The following is a 20,844-nucleotide window of genomic DNA, read 5'->3' as shown; positions in this document are numbered from 1 at the left end:
CGTGTCTGTGCATTATTGTCCGAATTGTGGTGGGGAAGTGACAGCCCGTTTTTGTGGACAGTGTGGTGCAAAATACGGTAAAAAGGACCTTGACCTAAAATCGCTTTTTCAGGTTGTTTTTGAAACCATTACGAATTGGGAACAGAAAATGCTGGTTACCTTGCAGGTTTTGGCAAAGGAACCTGGGAAAATAGCCCGAGCCTTTATTGGAGGAGAGCGGAGAAAATATTATCATCCAGTAAAATTTCTGCTATTTTGGGCAAGTGTCAACTTATTTATTGCACTGACGCTCAAAGTGAGTTTTGGTGAAATCGATACCAATTCATCGGAATTGGAACAACGATTCAATCTATTCATTCAAAATTATATTTCATTAATCTATGCGTTTTCTGTTCCTATGATGGCTTTAGGTCCTTTTTTAGTATTCAGAAAACTCGATCCTGTATTTGTGAATTATAATGTGATGCTCTGTTATATAGTTGGTGCCGGACTGTTGATTAACATTCCATCGTATCTTATGGTTGCTCTGTGGAGAGATGCAGAAATTTTAAGAAATATTATCGGGCCTTTATTTCCAATCGTATTTGCAAGTTATTTCTATCATTCTTATTTCAAAAATGCATTATGGAAATCTGGAGTTGCCGGTGTATTAACCGCATTTTTTCTCTTTTTAGCATCCTTGATCATACTAACCACAGTTTATACCATTTTTCAGCTGATTGAATAAGTCCTTTTTATAAAATATTTTTTTCCGGTGTACCTTTGTGGGACACATTAACTTTAATTCAAATTGAATGTTTAAACAGAATCATTTTTTTGCAATCTGCTTTTTGACCATTTCTCAGTGCCTATTTGCTGGAGAAGGCATGTGGCTTCCCATTTTTTTAAAATCTTTGAATGAGAAGGAAATGAAATCTATGGGAATGAAAATTTCTGCGGATGATATTTACAATATTAACAAAGGGTCTTTAAAAGATGCCATCGTTCAATTTGGTGGGGGCTGCACGTCTGAGATTATTTCAAACGAAGGGTTGATGTTGACAAACCACCATTGTGGTTTTGGGTATATTCAAGCGCTGAGTTCAGTAGATAAAAATTACATTCGTGATGGATTTTGGGCACGAAATAAAGCAGAAGAACATGCTTGTTCAGGTTTAACTGCAACTTTAATCGTCCGCATGGAAGATGTTACCAGTAAAATATTGGAGGGTGTTGATTTAAAAATGAGTGAACTCCAGCGAAGAAATAAAGTTGATGAGAATATTGAAAAGTTAAAACTTGTGTTACCTAAAATGGCAGATCAGGATGTGATGATCCGTGCGTTTTATAATGGGAACCAATATTTTGCTTTTGTGACTGAAACGTATAATGACATTCGTCTGGTTGGTACTCCACCAGAATCTATAGGAAAATTTGGAGCAGATACAGACAATTGGGTTTGGCCAAGACATACGGGTGATTTTTCACTTTTTAGAATTTATGCCAACAAAGCCAATCGTCCTGCTGCTTATTCTAAAGACAATGTTCCATACAAACCAAAACATTTTCTTCCAATTTCTTTAAGCGGAATAAAAGAGGGGGATTTTACCATGGTTTTTGGTTTTCCAGGTCGCACAACGGAGTATTTAATTTATGAAGCCGCCCGCCAGCAAGTCGATGTATTAAACCCTGTTCGAATCAGTTTGCGAGATAAGGCTTTAAAAATAATGGATAAATACATGCGTGCAGATGAGAAAACAAAAATTCAGTATGCATCAAAATATGCAGGAATCGCAAATGCATGGAAAAAATGGATCGGTGAAAATCTTGGGATGCGAGTTACCAATGGATTAGATAAAAAGTTACAGGATGATGCTGTTTTTCAAAAACGGGTCGAACAAAACCCAAAATTTGAATCGTATCGCAAACTCATTCCTGATATGGAATTTTTATATAAACGGCTGGAACCGTTTACAAAGGCCAGAGAATACTATGCAGAAACGTTTGTCAGAAATGTCGATGTGTACGATTACTATCAACTGGTTAAGTCATTGATCAATACATATGAAGGGAGAGGTGAAACAAAATTTAATAGTAGTAAAGAAGATGTTTTGAAAAATGTGGATGCCTACTTTAAAGATTTTAATACATCTATCGATCAGGAAATATTTACCAGTCTATTAGAACAATTTATTAAAGAGATGAATCCTGCGTTTGTTTTTAATTCTTTAAAAGAAGATTTGAATAAACACAAGGCAGATTATAAAGCCTTTACTAAGGCCCTTTATTCCAGCAGCAGGTTAACTAATAAAGATAGTTTGGCAATCCTTATGGCTCTGGATTATTCACATTGGATTAATGCAGTGAAATCAGATCCGCTCTATCAGTTTTATGAAGACATGAATTTTTATCAAAATAACGATATCAATAAATTGTGTTTTGAATTGGAAGAGCAAATCAATGCACTCCGACGTACACACATGACTGCTCTGATGGAAGTGATTCCTGAGAAAAAATATTATCCGGATGCAAATTCAACACTCCGAATAACATACGGGAAAGTAGAGGGTTTTAAACCACGTGATGGCGTTCATTATCTTTCCAAAACCACATTGGATGGAGTTATGGAAAAGTATGTTCCGGGCGATTATGAATTTGATGTACCTAAAAAATTGCAAACCTTGTTTAAGAATAAGGATTATGGTATCTATGGGGATGATGGCAAAATGCCATTAGCATTTATTGGATCCAATCATACTACAGGTGGTAATTCCGGAAGCCCTGCCATTGATGCCCATGGAAATTTAATCGGATTAAATTTTGACCGGGTATGGGAAGGTACCATGAGTGATATCAATTATGATCCCAGCATTTGTCGTAACATCATGGTTGATGCGAGATACATTTTATTTATCATTGACAAATTTGCCGGAGCCAAATGGCTGGTAGATGAAATGAAATTGGTTTATCCTAAAGGAAAAAAGAAATAACGATTCTCATTCAACTATAAACCGGGCATTTCCAAGTTCTTGAGCCTTGTTGTCTAGTAACTGGAAAATATAAGTCGCAGCTTTTAATCCATGGATTTGAATCGGATGCGATTCATTTTCTATCAATTGAATTTTAGCTGACTGAATCGTTTTACCAGTAACATCTAAAATGCGATACGTATACCTTCCGCCAGGTAAAGAATAATTACTTACTAAGAGCAGGTCTTGTGCTGGATTCGGATAAAGACTCAATGCAACTGAATTCGTTCCATTTGCAGTTTGTAATTGAATCCGATCATCTGGTTTGTATTGCACGGCTGCTGGCAAACCAAGACTGTCTGTTGTTATATAGGCTATATATCCTTTTGTTTCATTGGATATAAAAGCATATGCTGTTGTATTTAGATCTCCAAAAAAACCGGCAAATAGACCACTAGCTAAACCGGTTACATCAATCCAACCCAGAAATTGTACTTTGGCATCGATGGTTGTTTTGCTTACGGTATTGATTTTTTCGCGCAATACCTCCCAGGATTTAGCTGGTAATTTTAAAGTTCCCCATGCATCGGCTTCTTTGTGAAATTTCGTGTTAAAATTAACCCGAAAAGAATCCGGTTTTAAGGGCAATGAATTTAATAAGCTATCGGGTAGAATGCTGGATGAAAATGCAACAGAACTGATCGTTTGATAGGAAAGTGTATCTAAACAGTTTTCAGGATAACGCAAAACAGTAGCCGGCTTAGGAAATACATTGGCACCCCCCAAACCGGGTATCGGACCTCCTCCGCGAGTGGCAGTTCCTAAAAGATCTACCCGATTTGCATACATTCTGTAATACATTTCAGTAATTCCTTGAAAAACGACTGCATCGGCTGTTGGAAAACTGGACGCATTTACACCCGCACTTTTCGGTAAATACACTTCAGAACGACGCACATTGGAATTTAAATTACTGAAATCCCAAATTTGATTAGGTCCAGGATTTCCCAATGCAATTGAACCCACTACGGTATCGTAACGATACCCAAAGGAATCTCCAACGGCTGGTCTTACAGCACTTGTGATGGTAGTTTGGGCATTTGCAGTCCAGGCCAATGAACATAAAATCAAGCTGTATAGATAATTCATACTTTTATTAAAATTTATTGAAATGATTGTAAAGATACAAAGCTGCTGTATTCACCTCCCTTTTTTAATAGAGATTCATGATTGCCTTCCTCCAGAATTTGTCCTTCCTTCAAAACGATAATCTTATCAGCTCGTTGAATGGTAGATAAGCGGTGCGCTATAATCACTGCGGTACGCCCTTCAAGGATTTCTGTCATGGCCTCCTGTATAATTTTTTCTGAGGCAGTGTCCAAAGCAGACGTAGCTTCATCTAAAATCAGAATTTGTGGATTTCTGATTAAAGCTCTCGCTATGGTTAATCGTTGGCGTTGTCCGCCACTAAGTTTCATTCCACGGTCTCCAATGGTATATTCCAGCTGTTCAGCTTGTTCGGATACAAATTGCTCTGCATGCGCTGCGCTCAAACTTTCCCAAATAGCGGATTCAGATTGTTGGTCCTTTCCAAATAAGATATTGTTTTTTATAGTATCATTAAATAGAATTGGATCCTGGTTAACCATTCCCATTAAACTTCTTAAATCCGTTAATCGAATGTCACGAATATCAACACCATCGATGGTGATTTTTCCTTCAGTAACATCATAAAAACGTCCGATCAAATCCACCAAAGTCGTTTTCCCTGAACCGGATGAACCAACAATGGCCAAAGTACTTCCTTTTGGAATCACCAGATTAATATTTCTTAAAGCATAAGCATTTTGATTCGTATATCTAAAACTGACATTTTCAAAACGAAGCTCGTGTTTAAATAGATTCTTTGATAATGCATTGGGATTGTCTCTTATTTGGTCTTCTGCATTTAATACCTGATTGATGCGATCTGCGGCAGCCATTCCTTTTTGAATATTAAAGTAAGCATTTGATAATGCTTTAGAAGGTTCGATTACATTAAAAAATGCATACAGGAATGCTAAAAATACAGAGCCGGACATTTCATTTGCAAAAACCAATTTGGCTCCATACCATAACAAACAGCAAACCACTGTGATTCCTAAAAACTCAGACAAAGGCGATGATAAATCCCGTCTACGATAAATTCGGGTTACCATGTTTCGGTATGCATCCAGGATTGAATTAAATCGTCCGATTACATAATTTTCTGCACCAAAAGATTTTATCACGCGCAATCCTCCAAGACTTTCTTCCTGTACAGAAATTAAATCGCCCATTAAATGCTGTGCAGTATTTGATTGTTTCCTCAATGTTCTGGAGATACCCCCTATGACAAGTGAGGTAAACAACATCAACATGAACACAAATAAAGTCAATGCAGGACTGGTGTAAATCATAATGGCCATACTGCCTAATATCAATAATGGATCTTTTACAAGTGTTTCAAGGGTAGATAAGATGCTGAATTCTATTTCCTGCACATCCGTAGTCATTCTTGAAATTAAATCGCCTTTCCGTTCTTCAGAAAAATAGGATAGAGGCAAACTCATAAATTTATTGAATAAATTTTGGCGAAGTTTTGCGGATACACCTACCCGGACTGGGGCCATGGTATGAATTGCCAGGTATCTAAAAAAATTCTTTAGAAAAAAAATAGCAGCCAAACCTCCACAAATAATCATCAATCGCATATTCGGATCGTATTGATTGATCCAAACGCCAAATCGATATTTAATTAATCCTATAAAATCACTGATACTTTGTACCTGACCAGGATCCTGAAAACTTGGCATCTGTTTTTGGAAGAGCATTTCAAACAAGGGAATGATCGCAGGAATGCTCAATACTGTAAAAAGTGTAGCCAGGATATAAAAAAAGAAATGAGCCAGTACTCGGTATTTATAGTCCCGGAGCAGACTCATCAATTGTAAAAATGCTTTCACTCAATAATCAATTGCAAATGAACTGATTTGTTCATTGATTATTTCTGGGGTTCCAGTTTAAAATTATTTAAGAAGCCGGTATGAAAATTCCCTGCTCTAAAATCAGGATTTTTCATAAGCTGCTGGTGAAATGGGATGGTGGTTTTAATTCCTTCCAGAATAAACTCGTCTAAAGCCCGTTCCATTTTTGTAATGCATTCCTCGCGGGTTTGAGCTTTACAAATTAATTTAGCGATCAGCGAGTCATAATATGAGGGTACCGTATAACCAGCATACACATGCGTATCTACCCGGACACCATGTCCTTTAGCCGTATGCAATGAGGTTATTTTGCCTGGGTTGGGTCTGAAATCCATATAGGGATCTTCAGCATTGATCCGCACTTCCAGGGCATGCATGGCTGGAAAGTAGTTTTTACCAGTAATCGGGATGCCGGCAGCAACCTTAATTTGTTCTTTAATCAGATCGTGATCAATCACTTCTTCTGTAACCGGATGCTCCACTTGAATCCGGGTATTCATTTCCATGAAATAGAAATTTCGGTATTTGTCCACCAGAAATTCAACGGTTCCAACCCCTTCGTAATCTATTGATTTACCTGCTTTAATGGCTGCTTCCCCCATGAGCTCCCGAAGTTCGGAAGTCATAAAAGGCGATGGACTTTCCTCCACTAATTTTTGGTGACGGCGCTGTATTGAACAATCCCGCTCTGAAAGATGTACCACACGACCGTGTTGATCGCCAACAACCTGAAATTCTATGTGTCGGGGTTCTTCAATAAATTTTTCAACATAAATCCCATCATTAGAAAATGCGGCTTTTGCCTCTTGTCGGGCAATATTCCACATGGATTCAAATTCATCTTCTTTCCAAACGATGCGCATGCCACGTCCTCCACCTCCGGCGGTTGCTTTCAGAATAACCGGATAACCAATGTCAGAAGCGATGCGTTTGCCCTGGGCTATATCTTGTAATAAACCGTCTGAACCTGGAACAACAGGAACTCCGGCTTTGATCATGGTATCTTTTGCGGTGATCTTATCACCCATTTTGCGAATTTGATCGGGTGTGGGGCCGATAAATTTGATTCCGTATTGATGACAAATTTCAGCGAACTCTGCATTTTCGGCTAAAAAACCATAACCAGGGTGAACCGCATCGGCATTGGTGATCTCAACCGCGGCCATAATTTTTGGTATGTTGAGATATGATTGGGAAGAAGCTGGCGGACCGATACAAACAGCTTCATCAGCAAAACGGACATGCAGACTTTCGCGATCTGCGGTTGAATAAATTGCAACCGTTTTTATACCCATTTCACGGGCCGTTCGAATGATACGTAGCGCGATTTCACCGCGATTTGCGATTAATATTTTATTAAACATGCGGGGTATAAATTAGGGTTCGACTAAGAATAAAACCTGGTCGTATTCAACCGGTGAGGCATCTTCAACCAGTACCTTAACAATCTTACCCTTCACTTCACTTTCAATTTCATTGAAAAGTTTCATTGCTTCGATGATACAAACGGTTGATCCTACTTCAACGGGATCTCCAACTTTTACAAATTGGGGTTTATCTGGTCCGGATGCCCGATAAAACGTACCAACCATGGGAGATTTGATTTCTAATAATTTTTTATTTGAATTGGCTTCTTCTTCAGAAGCAGCTTTTGAAGCGGAGGTTTCTTCTGCAGTTAAAACGGATCTGGAAACCGGTAAACTCGCTGGAATTGCAGGAGCAGCCGGAATATATGGAACCGAAATTGACGGATTTGTTTTGACTTCCTTGCCTGTTTTAATTGTCAATTCAAAATCACCTTCTTTCATTTTAAAAACAGAAAGATCAGATTTGCTGACCAGACGTATAAGTTCCTGTATTTCTTTAAAGTTCATGATTTATTGTTTTACGCGTTCAATATACTCCTTTGTCCTGGTATCAACCCGAACATGGTCCCCTTCTTCAACAAAAAGTGGCACCTTTACCAAGGCACCTCCTTCTAAAGTGGCCATTTTTTGTGCATTGGTTGCAGTATTTCCACGGACACCAGCTTCGGTTGATATAACAGCCATGACTACATGGGCCGGAAGATCCACTGTTAATGGAATTTCCTTTTCTACATGATACAAGACTTCTGCTTCCATTCCCTCTTTAAGGAATTCACCATTTTCGATCAGATTGATATCAATGGCCTCCTGGTCATAAGTCTCTGAATTCATAAAATGGTACCCAGAATCATCTTTATAAAGGTACTGCATTTTCGCCTTTCCACCCGAACATCATCCACATCATGACCGGCTACAAATGTATTTTCTACAACCTTTCCTGAAGATAAACTTTTCAATCGGGTTCTTACAAATGCATTTCCTTTACCGGGTTTGACGTGCTGAAATTCAACAATCACGTAAATATCGTTATTAAAATTAATACACAAACCATTCCGAATATCTGAAGTATTAGCCATGAGATTTTTTTTTAAGAAGGCGCAAAGATAATCCAGAATGCCCTACTAAAAAGCAGTATTCAGGCCTTATAGCCTAAAATAATAAAGCCAAAATCGGTTTTATGACCTACCTGGGTACTAAGTTGAATTCTACCCGACGATTCAAATAACGACCGGTTTCATTATTATTGCTTGAAATGGGTTTAGCAGACCCAAAACCGGCATAACTCAATCTGGAGGCATTTACACCTTGAGAAATCAGGTATTCATAGCAGACTTTTGCCCGACGTTCCGATAAATCCAAGTTGAATTTAGCTGAACCTGAGTTGTCAGTATGTCCATGAATAGACAAATTGTAATCCGGATATTTTCTCAATATTTTGGATACTTTATCTAAAATATTAAAAGATTCAGATTGCAAGGTTGCACGACCAAGGTCAAATTGTACGGCACGCATCGCAAAATCCAGGGTTTCTTTGTCAGCCTTTTCAATTGCTGGGCAACCCTTATTGCTTGCAGGTCCAGGAGTATTTGGGCAACTGTCGATTTTATCCATAACACCATCTCCATCTGAATCCGGACAGCCTTTAAATTGTACCAATCCTGCAGTAAACGGACATTCATCCTGATCGTCCGAAATACCGTCTGAGTCACTGTCTTTTTTTAATTCATCTGGACATCCTGCTTTCGATTTAATACCGGCAACATTTGGACATTTGTCATCTTTATCCGAAATGCCATCGCCATCTGAATCCGGACAACCATTAAATTCGACTAATCCGGCTTTATCCGGACATTGATCTTTTTTATCAGAAACCCCATCACCATCCGCATCTGCTTCAGGGCAACCTTTATTTTCTTTGATTCCTTTAAGATTAGGACATTCATCTTCATTATCTGCAATGCCATCCTCATCGGTATCAGGACAGCCCATAAATTTTTCAATTCCTTTTAATTCCGGACATTTATCGTCTTTATCAGGGATGCCATCACCATCTGAATCCGGGCAGCCCATGAACTTGGCTATGCCGGGTGTATTTGGACACAAATCAAATTCGTCTATGATGCCATCTTTATCGGCATCAGGTTTTTCCATAATAACTTCTTTGTTTTGGTTTTTCTTATTTCCCAGTAAATACACAAAGCCAAAATGATGTTGGATATGCGATTCAGAATTCGCAATGTTTAACCTGTAATCTGATTGCCAATGAAGGTAAAATTGTGGGTGAACCATAAAATTAATTCCAAGTCCAAGTGGAACTTCTACTCCAAAATCGCCTTCTTTTGGAATTACAAAATTGACTCCTGCAACCAAGATCGGATTGGCCCACCTTGATTTTAAAACATGTAAATTGCCTTGCGCGCCCAAAGTAAAAAATGGATTTTTTATTGATTCATTGGTGCTGTCTTTATAAATACCCAATCCAAATGGAATTGTTACAGATAAATTATGCGGAAAGTTGCGGATGTAAGCCAATTCAAATCCATTTTGAAACTGGCGAAAAGCTGCAGCGTCTTTATCCCTAAATGTATTGTAATCAAACAAGGTTTTACGTGCCATAAGCCCCTGTTTAAAATCGGAAAATTGAGCTTGAAGAGGGCTCATCATGTTAAAACATATAAAAAATACTAAACAGAGTACGTGTTTCATATAGGGTTTTTTGACCATGCAAAGGTAGGTGAAATTTAGAGGAATGTATTGAAATTTGGCAGTTTGTATCATTAAAATGAACTTAATAAGTTGCTTCAAAAAAACCGGTTCCTGTATTCTTTTTAACCTGATCCCATGGAAAGAAACGTCCATTCATTACAATGTAAACACCCGGATTGAGAGTCTGGACAAAAGCAAGTGCGGACCCCAGGTTAAAAAAACCATCTGATGAATTTCCAAAAGCATATGGAATCATGGCGCCGGTTATTACGATCGTTTTCCCTTGAAGTGATGCTTCTGCCAGGACTTTAGCCGTTAAACTCATGGTATCCGTACCGTGAGTAATTAATATGTGATTTGAAATCGATTTTTTGCAATTGTGAATGATTATTTGACGGTCTTCTTCAGTCATTTCCAGACTATCCACCATCATCAACGTTTTAATGTCGATGTCAAGGGTACAACGGCCCCGTTCCATCATTTCGGGCAGGTGGGTGTCTTTAAAAAAGAGCTGGCCATTTACAAAGTTGTATTCTTTGTCAAAGGTTCCACCAGTAACAAATATTTGAATGAAATCAGTTTTTGGGTCCATACAAGCAATCAACTACTTCCTTCAAAAATAGGGCCAGATCTTTTATAAGTATAAGTTAAATTAATTTTTAATATGTAAAAAATATGTTATATATTTATTCTTGAAATATAGTCTTTTATATTTAGAAATGAATCCTTATACGCTTGTCTTATTGAAAACCAGGACTTGCATTATAAAAGTGTAATCAGCACATAATCAATCGTTTACACATTTTGATTTTTCTGAAATTTATACATTGTAGCTATTGGCATATTATTTGCGACAGCTTGCTTGCATTCTAATTATTCACGCCCGGTTAAGTAAAATCCATGCAAACTAATTTTATTAAGCTATTTTTCTTTGTTATAGGCTTGGTCCTTTGTTCAACTAAACAATTGCACGCGCAATGTGCAAATGCTACCTTGACACTTAATGGATTTAGTGCGGTTGGTGGTAGCGGAACCTACGATGATCCGGCTATTGGAATGGTCTCCATTGATTTTTGTATCAAACTGGATAAATACTTTGAGTTAAATACCAATTGGGTTCATGGTGTTTTCATTTCATTTGATCAAATTCCTAAAGGGGTTAAGATTTGCGAAGGCCCTACCGGTTCACAACCCTGTCAACATGGAAGTCGCTTTTGGGTATTTTTAGATTCAACCAAAGCAGCTCAAAATAATTTGCCTGGCCCTGGATTTTATGTTGACGAAGGGGATGGCAATCCGGCAAATAATTATGGAGACAATGGAATTGGAACGCCTCAAGCAACTTTTCCAGATTTAAGACCCTTCTGTTTTCAAGCAAAAATTGATTGCAATGTCAGCTCAGCAATGGCTTATTTACCTAAAATCACGATAACGGGTGACGGTACTACGGGTGCCTGGGAAAATGGAGCCTGCGATGGGGACGTGTTTCGAGCTATAGACGGAGGTCCAAATGGTAATGGAACCGTTGTGGTATGTGGCGCCGTATTACCTGTAAAATTATTGAGTTTTACCGGGGAGGCTCAGAGCAATGGAAATGCCCTTAAGTGGTTGGCTTCTTCGGATCAGCTATTTTCTCATTTCGAACTTGAACGCAGCAAAACAACGTCTGCGCGTTTTCAGACTATCACAAAAATAGAAGCTAAAAAAGGGAACACAGGCAACGGCAGCGAAATTGTTGAATACAATTATTTTGATCCTGAATCGAATTTAAATAGCTATTACCGACTTAAAATGTTGGAAAAAGATGGTTCTTTTAATTATTCAAAAATAATATCCATTCAAAATAAGGACAAAGGATTTACAGGTAAGCGATTTATCATCTATCCAAATCCAACTTCAGATATCTTACAAATGCAAAATGAAGCAGATGATAAATTGGGGCCCTTGGAGTGCAGGATCTATGATATTTGCGGACAATTAATGGCGAGCATTCCATTTAATGTAGATCGGTCAAGTTCAAATTTATATTTTGACATCAGCGAACTATCTCAAGGAGTTTATTTTGTCGATATCTTGTCAGGAGAGCAGTCCATCGAAAAGCTGAATTTTATTAAACAGTAGTTGGGGAAAAGCTGATAAGCTATTAAGCTAAAACGCTAAAACGCTATTTAGTTATTTAAGTAAAAATGGAATGAGTCTATTGCATTTTGTCTGAAAGGATAAAACAGCCTCTTCTCCTAAACAACCTTATCTGCACAATACGATGAAGCAAATGCATCGGGTTTTGCTTTAAAGATAAAACCCATACTTAAAATATATCCCATGGCTTCTTTTAATGCAGTATTTGATTTAAAACCAGGATCCGTATTTATGTCTGCGTGAACTTCCAGTGCAATGCTATATTTTTCAAGCAGATCACACAATTGATATGCAATTTCGATTGATTTGGCTACTTCAGTAATCATACGTTCTTTAATGCGCATAATCCCTTTGTGTGTTGAATGGTGAATAAACATAAAACCACCCCGACCTTCTCTTACAAAAACGATCACCGTAGCAAAGTCAACATGATCCATTCGAGTTTGACTATCGGTGCCAATGCATAATTTAAGTTTGTAACCTGCTGCTTGTTCGCGGAGAATCGTCTGTTCAACCGCATCTAAAATTGGGGTATCTATCAAATCCCCATTTAATCGTCGCCAACTCATGAGATTTTGGAATTTAGCTTAAAAATAGTTAAATTTTTCATATTTGTATTGCGAATTCTAACGCACATTCTGAATGCAGGGTTACCGTATTAAAGCTTACTTTTACACGGCTTTTCAAAAAAAAATAAATTCAGATACATGTATATATTGAAACATGGGATTCCCTTATTGCTTTTTTTGCTTTTAATAGCATGCAAACCATCCAGCAGTCAGACAGAAACAAAAAGTAACCATCTAATCAAAGAGCATTCAACCTATTTGCTTCAACATGCCCATAATCCGGTCGATTGGTATCCCTGGTCGGATGAAGCCCTGGCAAAAGCTGTAAAAGAAAATAAACTGATCATTGTGAGTATTGGCTATTCTTCCTGCCATTGGTGTCATGTAATGGAAAAAGAATCTTTTTCGGATACCGCAGTCAGTCGTATCATGAATACGAATTTTGTTTCCATTAAAGTAGATCGTGAAGAACGTCCGGACATTGATAATATTTATATGGAAGCTTGCCAAATCGTAAATCAAAATGGAGGATGTGGCTGGCCGCTAAATGCTATTTGCTTATCAGATGGAAGACCGGTTTGGGTAGGGACCTATCTTACAAAAAACGAATGGATGCATTTGTTAAATCAAATATTGGATGTTTACAAAGAGGATCAGAATCAATTGCAAAAAGCGGCTGCACAAATTGCAAACCATCTCCAAAGTGAGCAGCAATTTAATGTGAATGATCAGGAGCTCAGATTTGAATCAAAATTCATGACAGACGCTCATGCCAGAATCCTTGCATCACTTGATTTTCAAAATGGAGGTCGATCCGGACAAATAAAATTTCCATTGCCTCCTTTGTTAGAATATAATTTAGAATACGCATTTGCAACTAAGGATATTAAAACCAAGCAATGGCTTGATCTCAGTTTGACCAATATGATGGAAGGTGGTATTTACGACCAGTTGGCCGGTGGATTTGCAAGATATTCTACGGATGCAAAATGGAATGTTCCACATTTTGAAAAAATGCTTTATGACAATGCACAATTAATCAGCATCTATGCAAATGCATATAGGTTTACTAACAACCAGGGATATAAAAATTTAATTACGGATTGTACTAAATTTATGTTTAATGAATTTAAATCTCCGGAAGCCGCATATTATTCTTCTTTTGATGCAGATTCAGAAGGAGAGGAAGGCAAGTTTTATGTGTGGACTTTAAATGAACTTAAAACAATGCTGCCGGATGCAAACCAATTGAAACTGGTTATAGATCATTTTGATATCACCGAAGCTGGAAATTGGGAACATGGAAAAAATGTGTTAAAAATCCACATGACTCAAAAGGAATTGGCATTAAAATATAAAATTACAGAAACAGAAGTTGGATCTCAATTGGAAAATGCAAAGCAACAAATGCTTGCCTATCGAAATAAGCGGACTAAGCCAGGACGTGATGAAAAAATAATTTGTTCCTGGAATGCCATGATGGTTCAAGCATTGTGCGATGTATATGCAGCAACGTCTGATAAGTCCTATCTGGATGAAGCTATAAAAACAGCAAATTTTATTAAGACGAAATTGCTGCAGAATGATCTTAAATTGTTTCGAAGTTATATGAAGGGTAAAACCGGGGCGCAAGGCTTTTTGGATGACTACGCGTTTACAATCTTAGCCATGATCAGGCTTTATGAAGTGAGTTTTGATGAAAGCTGGTTGCAGCAAAGTAAAGCGATCTGTGATGTAGTAATCAAAAATTTTACCGATGAATTCGGATTGTTATTTTATTACACTTCTTCGGAAGATAAAGCCCTCATTGCCCGCAAAAAAGAATTATCAGATCAAGTTATTGCCTCTTCCAACTCGTTGATGTGTGAAGTGCTTCATAAATTGGGATTGTATTTTTACAATGAATCCTATTTGGATCGTTCCAAAAAAATGCTTCACGCAATTGCTCAACAACAAGAACTTATGGATCCTATATTTATTTCGAATTGGTTGCGCATTCAAATTGGATTTGTAAAACCTCTTTATGAAGTTGCTATCGTTGGCAAAGACTTTGCTGCATTGCATACCAGTATATTAAATAAATACACCCCCAACGCCATCTTGTTGGGTGGAGCTTCTGAAGGCAGTCTGGAGTTATTGAAGGAAAAATTGCAAGAAGATCAGACATACATTTACGTTTGCAGAAATAAAGTCTGTAAGTTGCCGGTACAGGATGTTAGTAAGGCCATTCAATTAATGAATTAAGTTGAATGGAATGATTGTATTCAAACCATTGGGCTATTTACTCGCAGCGATTCGTTTTGCCATAATCATTGGCACGATGGCTGTATTGATTGGGATTGGATTGATGTTGATGAAGTTAAAACTAGCCAATCAGGAATTGGCATTTGCCATTCGAATGTATTGGTGTAAAATGGCCTTGTGGGTATTGGGTGTGAAGGTTCACAAATCTGGAACGGTTGATGTAAGCGATGGCAATTTATATGTTGGAAATCATCGGTCGTTTGTGGATCCCTTAGTTGCATTTAGTTTTATTCGAAGAGCTTATGGCGTTAGCAAAAAAGAGGTTTCTGGATATCCATTAATACATACCGGAGCTGTTCTCTCTGGAATCATTTATGTTGACAGGCCCAATTCTGATAGCCGGCACACTGCAAAAGCACAGATTGAAGAAAATTTACGCATTAACCGGAGTATTTTAATTTTTCCGGAAGGGACCACCACGACAACTCCTGAAACTAAACCTTTCAGAAATGGATCATTTGAAGCTGCAGCTGTCTCAGGCCATCCTGTAGTTCCATTTGCTTTGGAAATGGGAAACCCTGAAACTGATTTTTGGCATGAAGAAAGTTTAATGGGTTTATATTTTAAAACATTCTCCAAATGGAGAACGCACATTTATATTCATTTTTTCGATCCCATTTATGGCTCCTCCGGCGACCAATTGGCAAGGCAAGCAGAAACTATGATAAATGAAAAGATCAAGGAGTTTCAAAAAAATTGGAAATAGTAGGGAGGGAATGTTGCAATGGTACAATTCTGCAATTCTGCAATTCTGCAATGGTACAATGTTAAAATGTTTTTAATGGTGTAAACTAATTTTTTGATGGTTGTTCCAACTATCAACTATCAACTATCAACTATCAAACTATCAACTATCAACTAACAACAATCAACTAACAACTATTTAAAATCAATTGAAATCGAATTCACACAATGCCTGACATTTTTTGGTGTAAATTTTTCTCCTTTAAAGACATGTCCTAAATGGCCACCACAATGGTTGCATAAAATTTCTACGCGACGGCCGTCTGCATCCGGTTGGTAGCGGATTGCACCGGGAATTTCATCATCAAAACTGGGCCAGCCGCATCCGGAGTCAAATTTAGCTTCGGATTTATATAATTCTGCATCGCATTGTTTACAAACATAGGTTCCGGTTTCATAGTGTTTGTTGTAAATGCCTGAAAAGGGTAATTCGGTACCTTTCTTTAAAATGATCCGTTGGTCTTCGTCTGTTAATTTATTATAGTCTTTAGGATCTTTCATTTTTTTTTAAGTTTTCCTTCAAATTTAGCTTTGAATGTTTTCACTTTAGGCGCTATGACCATTTGACAATACGGTGCAGATCCATTTAGATTAAAATAATCCTGGTGATAATCTTCTGCTGGATAAAATGTTGTAAATGCTGTAACTTCTGTAACAATTGGATCTTCCCAAATTTGTGTTGCCACTTCAGATTTTGATTTTTCAGCTGCATTTTTTTGTGCTTCGCCGTGATAAAAAATGGCTGAACGATATTGGGTACCGGCATCAGCCCCCTGGCGATTTAAAGTTGTTGGATCATGGGTAGTCCAAAACACTTCAAGAATTTCTTCAAAGCTAATTTGTTTTGGATTGAAATGAATCTGACACACTTCAGCATGTCCGGTAGTGCCGGTGCATACTTCGCGATAGGATGGATTTTTAACACCGCCCCCTGAATAACCGGATTCAACTTTTACAACTCCATTGAGATCTTGAAAAATTGCTTCTACACACCAAAAACAACCGGCCCCTAAGGTAGCTATCTCCAAACTATCGTTTCCTGTTGTTTGATCCTGAATTGTAGTCATAGATGCATTCATGGTTTCTTGTGAACTAATGGGTTTTGGCTGGTTTTGGCAGCCAGCCAGACTTAATACTAAAAAACTCAATACTTTCATTCGAATTAATAAATTTCCTGGTTCAATAACAAATAATCATCAATTTAGTTCGATGAAAAGGAAACGTTCAAAATAAATAGATTTTTGTGCTTTCAAAATTTTTCAATAGAAAATGGATCGGAAAAGAAACTTGACCAAATTCTAATTTAGACATACGCTTGCAATTGAAATTTGGATTCCGGACGAAGTATTTTAGATTGTAATAATAAAATAGCCCCAATTTCTTAGAAATTTGGGGCTTCATCCAGTAGGTATTTTAAAGATGGTAAACAATTACTCAAAAATGATCCTTCGATTTATTTTTTGATGTACAGTGGTTATTTGTAATAAGAAGATACCCGAGCCAATCATCGATTTCTTTAAAGTGATTGGACTTGTCAATGGCAGTTGCTGATTATAAATTTGTTGTCCCATGATATTAAAAACCTTCAAAGTCTGTATGGGTGAATCCAATGTATTTGATAACCGAATGTTTATTTCATCCGATGCTGGATTGGGATAAATCAACAGGGAAGAATCTTCATTTTTGCTTTCTGTCGAACTGATTCGTGATACAGATTTAAAAAATTCCCAAAACAATTCAGCTTCAATTGGAGGATTTGGTAATTGATTCAGGTAGTTGGTTCCATTGAAATATTCATGTTCTAACCCATAAAAGATGCTCCATCTGAAGTATCCCTTTGATTCACCCGGCAGGGGATCGGTAAAAGTATAATGGATAATGTAGGCATTTGAGTCTTTGGAATAATTCCAACTTAAACCCATAGAGGTAAGGTGGTTGGAAAGGTTATTGGAATTCACTGCAACAGCAGTATCGTTAAATGGGCAGGGTCTTCCCAATCTATCTATAAAATTATGATCATGAGTTCCACGGATAGCCCATGTAGGAACTTTGGGATTCATTGGTTTAATATCTCTTTCATCCAGATTACCACTTCCGCATCCAACTGCAGCAAAGACTCCAGGCATTTCAATCGTTAATTTTGGAACCATTGTGCCACCACTTGAAAATCCGGATGCAAATATTTTATTTGCATTTATAGGTATAATAGCTGATATCGTATCAATCATTTTATAAAAAAAGGGAATATCATCTCTTAGGGTATCACCTGGGCAAAGTATCGAAAAGGTATTGCCATGACTCCACTTTGTTTGAACCCCTTCTGTAGTACAATAAATAAGTGCAGTAGGAAACACAACTATAAATTTTTCACGCTCTGCCACTTCCTTCCAACCTGATATATTGTAAAATTGCGGTCCGGATTGATTGGAGCCGTGCAACATAAAAACCAAGGGATATCCTCCAGCAGGTGGATTGCCTGAAGGTTTAAAAATTACCAGTTCACGCAGTTCATTATTGATAAACAGTTTTGCATCTATCCGTTCTTGAGCAATACCATAATTATAAAAAATCCATGAGCATATTAAAGCGAAGTATTTAATTTCCTTGATCATAGGTTGTTGTTTATAGTTATTTGAAAATAATTTTATTTGAATAAACCTGATGATCAGTTTGCAAGGTTAAGATGAACAATCCAATTCCTGCTTCTGATTTTTTTATTAGAAGTTCGGAGACGTTGTTGTGAATGCCACTGCTTCGTATTTTTCCTGAAGCATCCTGGAGTTTCCACAAATAATTTCCATCATATTCAGGGATTGAAATTTGTACGACGTCTGAGGAGGGATTGGGAAATACACTGGCTGTTGGAATTAATTTGGAGTGATCTGAATTTTTTACAACCACACTGGATTTAAAAAATTCCCAAAACAATTTAGCTGCTTCCAATCTAAAATTCATTCCATTTGGATACACATGGAACATATCATTGACCAATGTAAATCGATACAATTGTCCGGTATCTCCGGAATTACTTTCTTTAAAATCATAGCTGTGTGTAATGGCTGTTTCAAATTTTGTGAAATTTTGAGTTACACCTTGACAATCAATCATCCGTTGAAGTGCTCTGTTAAAATAGACTAACACCGAATCATCTCCGAATGGAATTTCAGTGAAGGGGGGTCTTATCGATTTGTCATCTCTTGTTCCCATCATGGCCCATACGGGAATGCGATGGATTGGTTTTGCAGAATCACCAACTGGTAAAAAGGAGCCGGATCCAGCGCATGCAGCAAAAACATCTCCGGCATCAATAGCTAGTTTATGAATCATTCCACTTCCATTTGAAAAACCTGAAGCAAAAATCATTGCAGGATTGACTGGAAACGTGTCTGCAATTTTTTTAGCCAACAGTTTTAAAAAATTGACATCACTGATGTAGTTCTGTGGTGGTCCTGAACATGGATTATCCGTTACTTGTCCGTTTACCCATCTTAAACCATGGGTTTCTACACTGTCATCCACATAACACCATCTCAAGGAGGTAGGAAAAACGGTGATAAAATTTTCTTGTTCGCCTAATTCCTTCCAACCGGATACATCATAAAAGTATGGTCCATCTTGATTTGTTCCATGCAACATAAATACAATCGGATATCCTCCAATCGGCGGAGGGCTGCTCGGTTTAACAACAATACTTTCTCTGAGTCGGCCTTCGGACATTAGGTTTATATCATAACGTGTTTGAGAGAATAAACTTACTAAGCAAGTCATATAAACCACACAACTGAGATTAAATTTCATAAGATTCGGATTCATTAGTTAAAAATAATTTTTTGACTTAAAACACCTGTGCCAAGGTCTGCACGAAACAAGAATAAGCCGGTTCCTAATTCCGATTTTTTGAATTGTACTGCCTCGCCGTTCGCTTGATTCCCTTTTAATCGTAGGTTTCCCTGCGTGTCATAAAGACTCCAATGATAATTTCCATGATATTCAGGAATAGAAATTGTTACGAGATCATTGGAAGGATTTGGATACGCATAGATGCCAATTGATCCCTGATGTTGATGCTCGGTTGCAACGGCTACCGAACGTTTAAAAAACTCCCAGAAAATTAATGGGGCACTTACAGGATAATTTGCACCATTGGGATATTGATGGGTCATTCCTTTTAACAAGGTGAAAATATATGGTTTGGAAATTTCACCGGCTAAATTTTTTGTAAACTGATAGGTATGTGCACTATCCTGTTCAATTTTAATAAATGCGGTATCCAATCCCTGACAAACCAAAGCCCGGTTGAGAGAACCTTTTAAATAACCTAAGATCGAATCACCACCAAAAGGCAATTCAGTAAATGGAGGAACAATAAATCGGTCATCTAGTGAGCCCACCATTAACCAAACAGGAATTCTATGAATTGGGCGAGCAGAATCTCCGACGGTTAAATTTGCGCTGGTTCCTGCAACTGCTGCAAAAACATCTCCGGCATCTATAGCCAGTTTATGTATCATCGAACAACCATTCGAAAAACCGGAGCAGAAAATCATAGATTCATTTACAGAAAAGGTATCTGAAATTCGCTTTGCGAGTACTTTTAAAAATTTTACATCATCTACATAATCCTGTGGGGGTCCGGCACATGGAAAATCCGTAACATTTCCATTTACCCAACGGGTATTGTTTTTTTCAATACCATCTTCTATGAAACACCAACTCAAAGAAGATGGAAATACTGTGATAAAATTTTCTTGTTCACCAACTTCTTTCCATCCTGAAATATTGTAAAATTTTTCACCATCTCCGCTGGTTCCATGTAACATAAAAACTACCGGATATCCACCGGGTGGTGGTGCTGTACTTGGGACTACAATGATGCTTTCGCGCATCCTGCCATCTACAGGAAATTGAACATCGAAGCGACGTTGACTAAATACCTGAAACAGGCATCCTAAAATAAATCCGATTGTAAAAATTCTTTTCATATGCATTTTATTTAATGGTACAAATTTAGACTTTTATGGGTGTGATGACTTCACCCCAAAGGGTGATTTCTTTTAGTTTT

At 37.6% G+C, this 20,844-nt stretch carries 17 protein-coding genes and 1 pseudogene; 5 read left to right on the top strand and 13 right to left on the bottom strand.

Annotated elements, in window-relative coordinates:
- Position 1 precedes the first annotated feature (1 nt).
- Together IPK91_05795 and IPK91_05790 are read left to right on the top strand one after the other, a co-directional pair.
- Positions 2 to 727, top strand: coding sequence for a DUF3667 domain-containing protein (locus tag IPK91_05795; protein MBK8296784.1), 726 nt, complete (start codon positions 2 to 4; stop codon positions 725 to 727).
- Between the two features lie 67 nt (positions 728 to 794).
- Positions 795 to 2,969, top strand: coding sequence for a S46 family peptidase (locus IPK91_05790; protein ID MBK8296783.1), 2,175 nt, complete (start codon positions 795 to 797; stop codon positions 2,967 to 2,969).
- Positions 2,970 to 2,975: 6 nt separating this feature from the next.
- On the opposite strand, the gene IPK91_05785 is transcribed toward IPK91_05790, so the two are convergent.
- The 7 genes and pseudogenes from IPK91_05785 to IPK91_05755 all read right to left on the bottom strand — a co-directional run bounded on the left by IPK91_05785 (position 2,976) and on the right by IPK91_05755 (position 10,618).
- Entirely contained in the window at positions 2,976 to 4,097 is a 1,122-nt protein-coding gene (locus tag IPK91_05785) for a T9SS type A sorting domain-containing protein (GenBank protein MBK8296782.1), read from the bottom strand.
- A 14-nt stretch (positions 4,098 to 4,111) separates the two neighbouring features.
- Entirely contained in the window at positions 4,112 to 5,932 is a 1,821-nt protein-coding gene (locus IPK91_05780; GenBank protein ID MBK8296781.1) for an ABC transporter ATP-binding protein, read from the bottom strand.
- Positions 5,933 to 5,970: 38 nt separating this feature from the next.
- Complete coding sequence (accC, locus tag IPK91_05775; protein ID MBK8296780.1) at positions 5,971 to 7,317, bottom strand: acetyl-CoA carboxylase biotin carboxylase subunit; 1,347 nt, start codon at positions 7,315 to 7,317, stop codon at positions 5,971 to 5,973.
- 12 nt (positions 7,318 to 7,329) lie between these two features.
- The gene (gene accB, locus IPK91_05770) at positions 7,330 to 7,827 is read right to left on the bottom strand and encodes an acetyl-CoA carboxylase biotin carboxyl carrier protein (GenBank protein ID MBK8296779.1); all 498 of its coding nucleotides are present in this window, start codon (positions 7,825 to 7,827) and stop codon (positions 7,330 to 7,332) included.
- 3 nt (positions 7,828 to 7,830) lie between these two features.
- Positions 7,831 to 8,396 (bottom strand): annotated as a pseudogene (efp, locus tag IPK91_05765) (elongation factor P).
- A gap of 106 nt (positions 8,397 to 8,502) precedes the next feature.
- Complete coding sequence (locus tag IPK91_05760) at positions 8,503 to 9,936, bottom strand: OmpA family protein (GenBank protein ID MBK8296778.1); 1,434 nt, start codon at positions 9,934 to 9,936, stop codon at positions 8,503 to 8,505.
- 172 nt (positions 9,937 to 10,108) lie between these two features.
- The gene (locus IPK91_05755; GenBank protein MBK8296777.1) at positions 10,109 to 10,618 is read right to left on the bottom strand and encodes an asparaginase; all 510 of its coding nucleotides are present in this window, start codon (positions 10,616 to 10,618) and stop codon (positions 10,109 to 10,111) included.
- A gap of 308 nt (positions 10,619 to 10,926) precedes the next feature.
- Between IPK91_05755 and IPK91_05750 the strand changes: the two genes are divergently transcribed.
- A complete protein-coding gene (locus IPK91_05750; protein MBK8296776.1) occupies positions 10,927 to 12,147 on the top strand; it encodes a T9SS type A sorting domain-containing protein in 1,221 nt (406 codons plus the stop codon).
- A gap of 116 nt (positions 12,148 to 12,263) precedes the next feature.
- Here IPK91_05750 and IPK91_05745 read toward each other — a convergent pair whose 3' ends face one another.
- Positions 12,264 to 12,734, bottom strand: coding sequence for a hypothetical protein (locus tag IPK91_05745; protein MBK8296775.1), 471 nt, complete (start codon positions 12,732 to 12,734; stop codon positions 12,264 to 12,266).
- A 138-nt stretch (positions 12,735 to 12,872) separates the two neighbouring features.
- Between IPK91_05745 and IPK91_05740 the strand changes: the two genes are divergently transcribed.
- Together IPK91_05740 and IPK91_05735 are read left to right on the top strand one after the other, a co-directional pair.
- Entirely contained in the window at positions 12,873 to 14,978 is a 2,106-nt protein-coding gene (locus IPK91_05740; protein ID MBK8296774.1) for a thioredoxin domain-containing protein, read from the top strand.
- 10 nt (positions 14,979 to 14,988) lie between these two features.
- Positions 14,989 to 15,744 carry a 1-acyl-sn-glycerol-3-phosphate acyltransferase gene (locus IPK91_05735; GenBank protein MBK8296773.1) on the top strand — a complete coding sequence of 252 codons (756 nt, stop codon included), beginning with the start codon at positions 14,989 to 14,991 and terminating at the stop codon, positions 15,742 to 15,744.
- A 173-nt stretch (positions 15,745 to 15,917) separates the two neighbouring features.
- On the opposite strand, the gene IPK91_05730 is transcribed toward IPK91_05735, so the two are convergent.
- From IPK91_05730 to IPK91_05710, 5 genes are all read right to left on the bottom strand, one after another.
- Positions 15,918 to 16,283 carry a methionine-R-sulfoxide reductase gene (locus IPK91_05730; GenBank protein MBK8296772.1) on the bottom strand — a complete coding sequence of 122 codons (366 nt, stop codon included), beginning with the start codon at positions 16,281 to 16,283 and terminating at the stop codon, positions 15,918 to 15,920.
- Positions 16,280 to 16,939, bottom strand: a complete 660-nt coding sequence (gene msrA, locus IPK91_05725) for a peptide-methionine (S)-S-oxide reductase MsrA (GenBank protein ID MBK8296771.1) — start codon at positions 16,937 to 16,939, stop codon at positions 16,280 to 16,282. Before msrA ends, IPK91_05730 begins: the two co-directional genes overlap by 4 nt.
- A 273-nt stretch (positions 16,940 to 17,212) precedes the next feature.
- Positions 17,213 to 18,394, bottom strand: coding sequence for a T9SS type A sorting domain-containing protein (locus IPK91_05720; GenBank protein MBK8296770.1), 1,182 nt, complete (start codon positions 18,392 to 18,394; stop codon positions 17,213 to 17,215).
- Between the two features lie 16 nt (positions 18,395 to 18,410).
- Entirely contained in the window at positions 18,411 to 19,580 is a 1,170-nt protein-coding gene (locus tag IPK91_05715; GenBank protein ID MBK8296769.1) for a hypothetical protein, read from the bottom strand.
- Positions 19,581 to 19,594: 14 nt separating this feature from the next.
- Complete coding sequence (locus tag IPK91_05710) at positions 19,595 to 20,764, bottom strand: T9SS type A sorting domain-containing protein (protein MBK8296768.1); 1,170 nt, start codon at positions 20,762 to 20,764, stop codon at positions 19,595 to 19,597.
- Positions 20,765 to 20,844 lie beyond the last annotated feature (80 nt).

This window comes from Saprospiraceae bacterium (assembly GCA_016712145.1).
Lineage (GTDB): Bacteria > Bacteroidota > Bacteroidia > Chitinophagales > Saprospiraceae > Vicinibacter.
The sequence above is the reverse complement of the archived record's forward strand: the minus strand, read 5'-3'. Positions and strand labels throughout refer to the sequence as shown.

What these genes read in the sequence shown, in the direction of transcription:
- IPK91_05730 (MBK8296772.1), bottom strand. Translation starts at nt 16,283, where the DNA reads ATGAAAGATCCTAAAGACTATAATAAATTAACAGACGAAGACCAACGG.
- IPK91_05760 (MBK8296778.1), bottom strand. Translation starts at nt 9,936, where the DNA reads ATGGCACGTAAAACCTTGTTTGATTACAATACATTTAGGGATAAAGAC.
- IPK91_05750 (MBK8296776.1), top strand. Translation starts at nt 10,927, where the DNA reads ATGCAAACTAATTTTATTAAGCTATTTTTCTTTGTTATAGGCTTGGTC.
- IPK91_05715 (MBK8296769.1), bottom strand. Translation starts at nt 19,580, where the DNA reads ATGAAATTTAATCTCAGTTGTGTGGTTTATATGACTTGCTTAGTAAGT.
- IPK91_05745 (MBK8296775.1), bottom strand. Translation starts at nt 12,734, where the DNA reads ATGAGTTGGCGACGATTAAATGGGGATTTGATAGATACCCCAATTTTA.
- IPK91_05735 (MBK8296773.1), top strand. Translation starts at nt 14,989, where the DNA reads ATGATTGTATTCAAACCATTGGGCTATTTACTCGCAGCGATTCGTTTT.
- IPK91_05720 (MBK8296770.1), bottom strand. Translation starts at nt 18,394, where the DNA reads ATGATCAAGGAAATTAAATACTTCGCTTTAATATGCTCATGGATTTTT.
- accB (MBK8296779.1), bottom strand. Translation starts at nt 7,827, where the DNA reads ATGAACTTTAAAGAAATACAGGAACTTATACGTCTGGTCAGCAAATCT.
- IPK91_05710 (MBK8296768.1), bottom strand. Translation starts at nt 20,764, where the DNA reads ATGAAAAGAATTTTTACAATCGGATTTATTTTAGGATGCCTGTTTCAG.
- IPK91_05785 (MBK8296782.1), bottom strand. Translation starts at nt 4,097, where the DNA reads ATGAATTATCTATACAGCTTGATTTTATGTTCATTGGCCTGGACTGCA.
- IPK91_05790 (MBK8296783.1), top strand. Translation starts at nt 795, where the DNA reads ATGTTTAAACAGAATCATTTTTTTGCAATCTGCTTTTTGACCATTTCT.
- accC (MBK8296780.1), bottom strand. Translation starts at nt 7,317, where the DNA reads ATGTTTAATAAAATATTAATCGCAAATCGCGGTGAAATCGCGCTACGT.
- IPK91_05740 (MBK8296774.1), top strand. Translation starts at nt 12,873, where the DNA reads ATGTATATATTGAAACATGGGATTCCCTTATTGCTTTTTTTGCTTTTA.
- IPK91_05755 (MBK8296777.1), bottom strand. Translation starts at nt 10,618, where the DNA reads ATGGACCCAAAAACTGATTTCATTCAAATATTTGTTACTGGTGGAACC.
- msrA (MBK8296771.1), bottom strand. Translation starts at nt 16,939, where the DNA reads ATGAAAGTATTGAGTTTTTTAGTATTAAGTCTGGCTGGCTGCCAAAAC.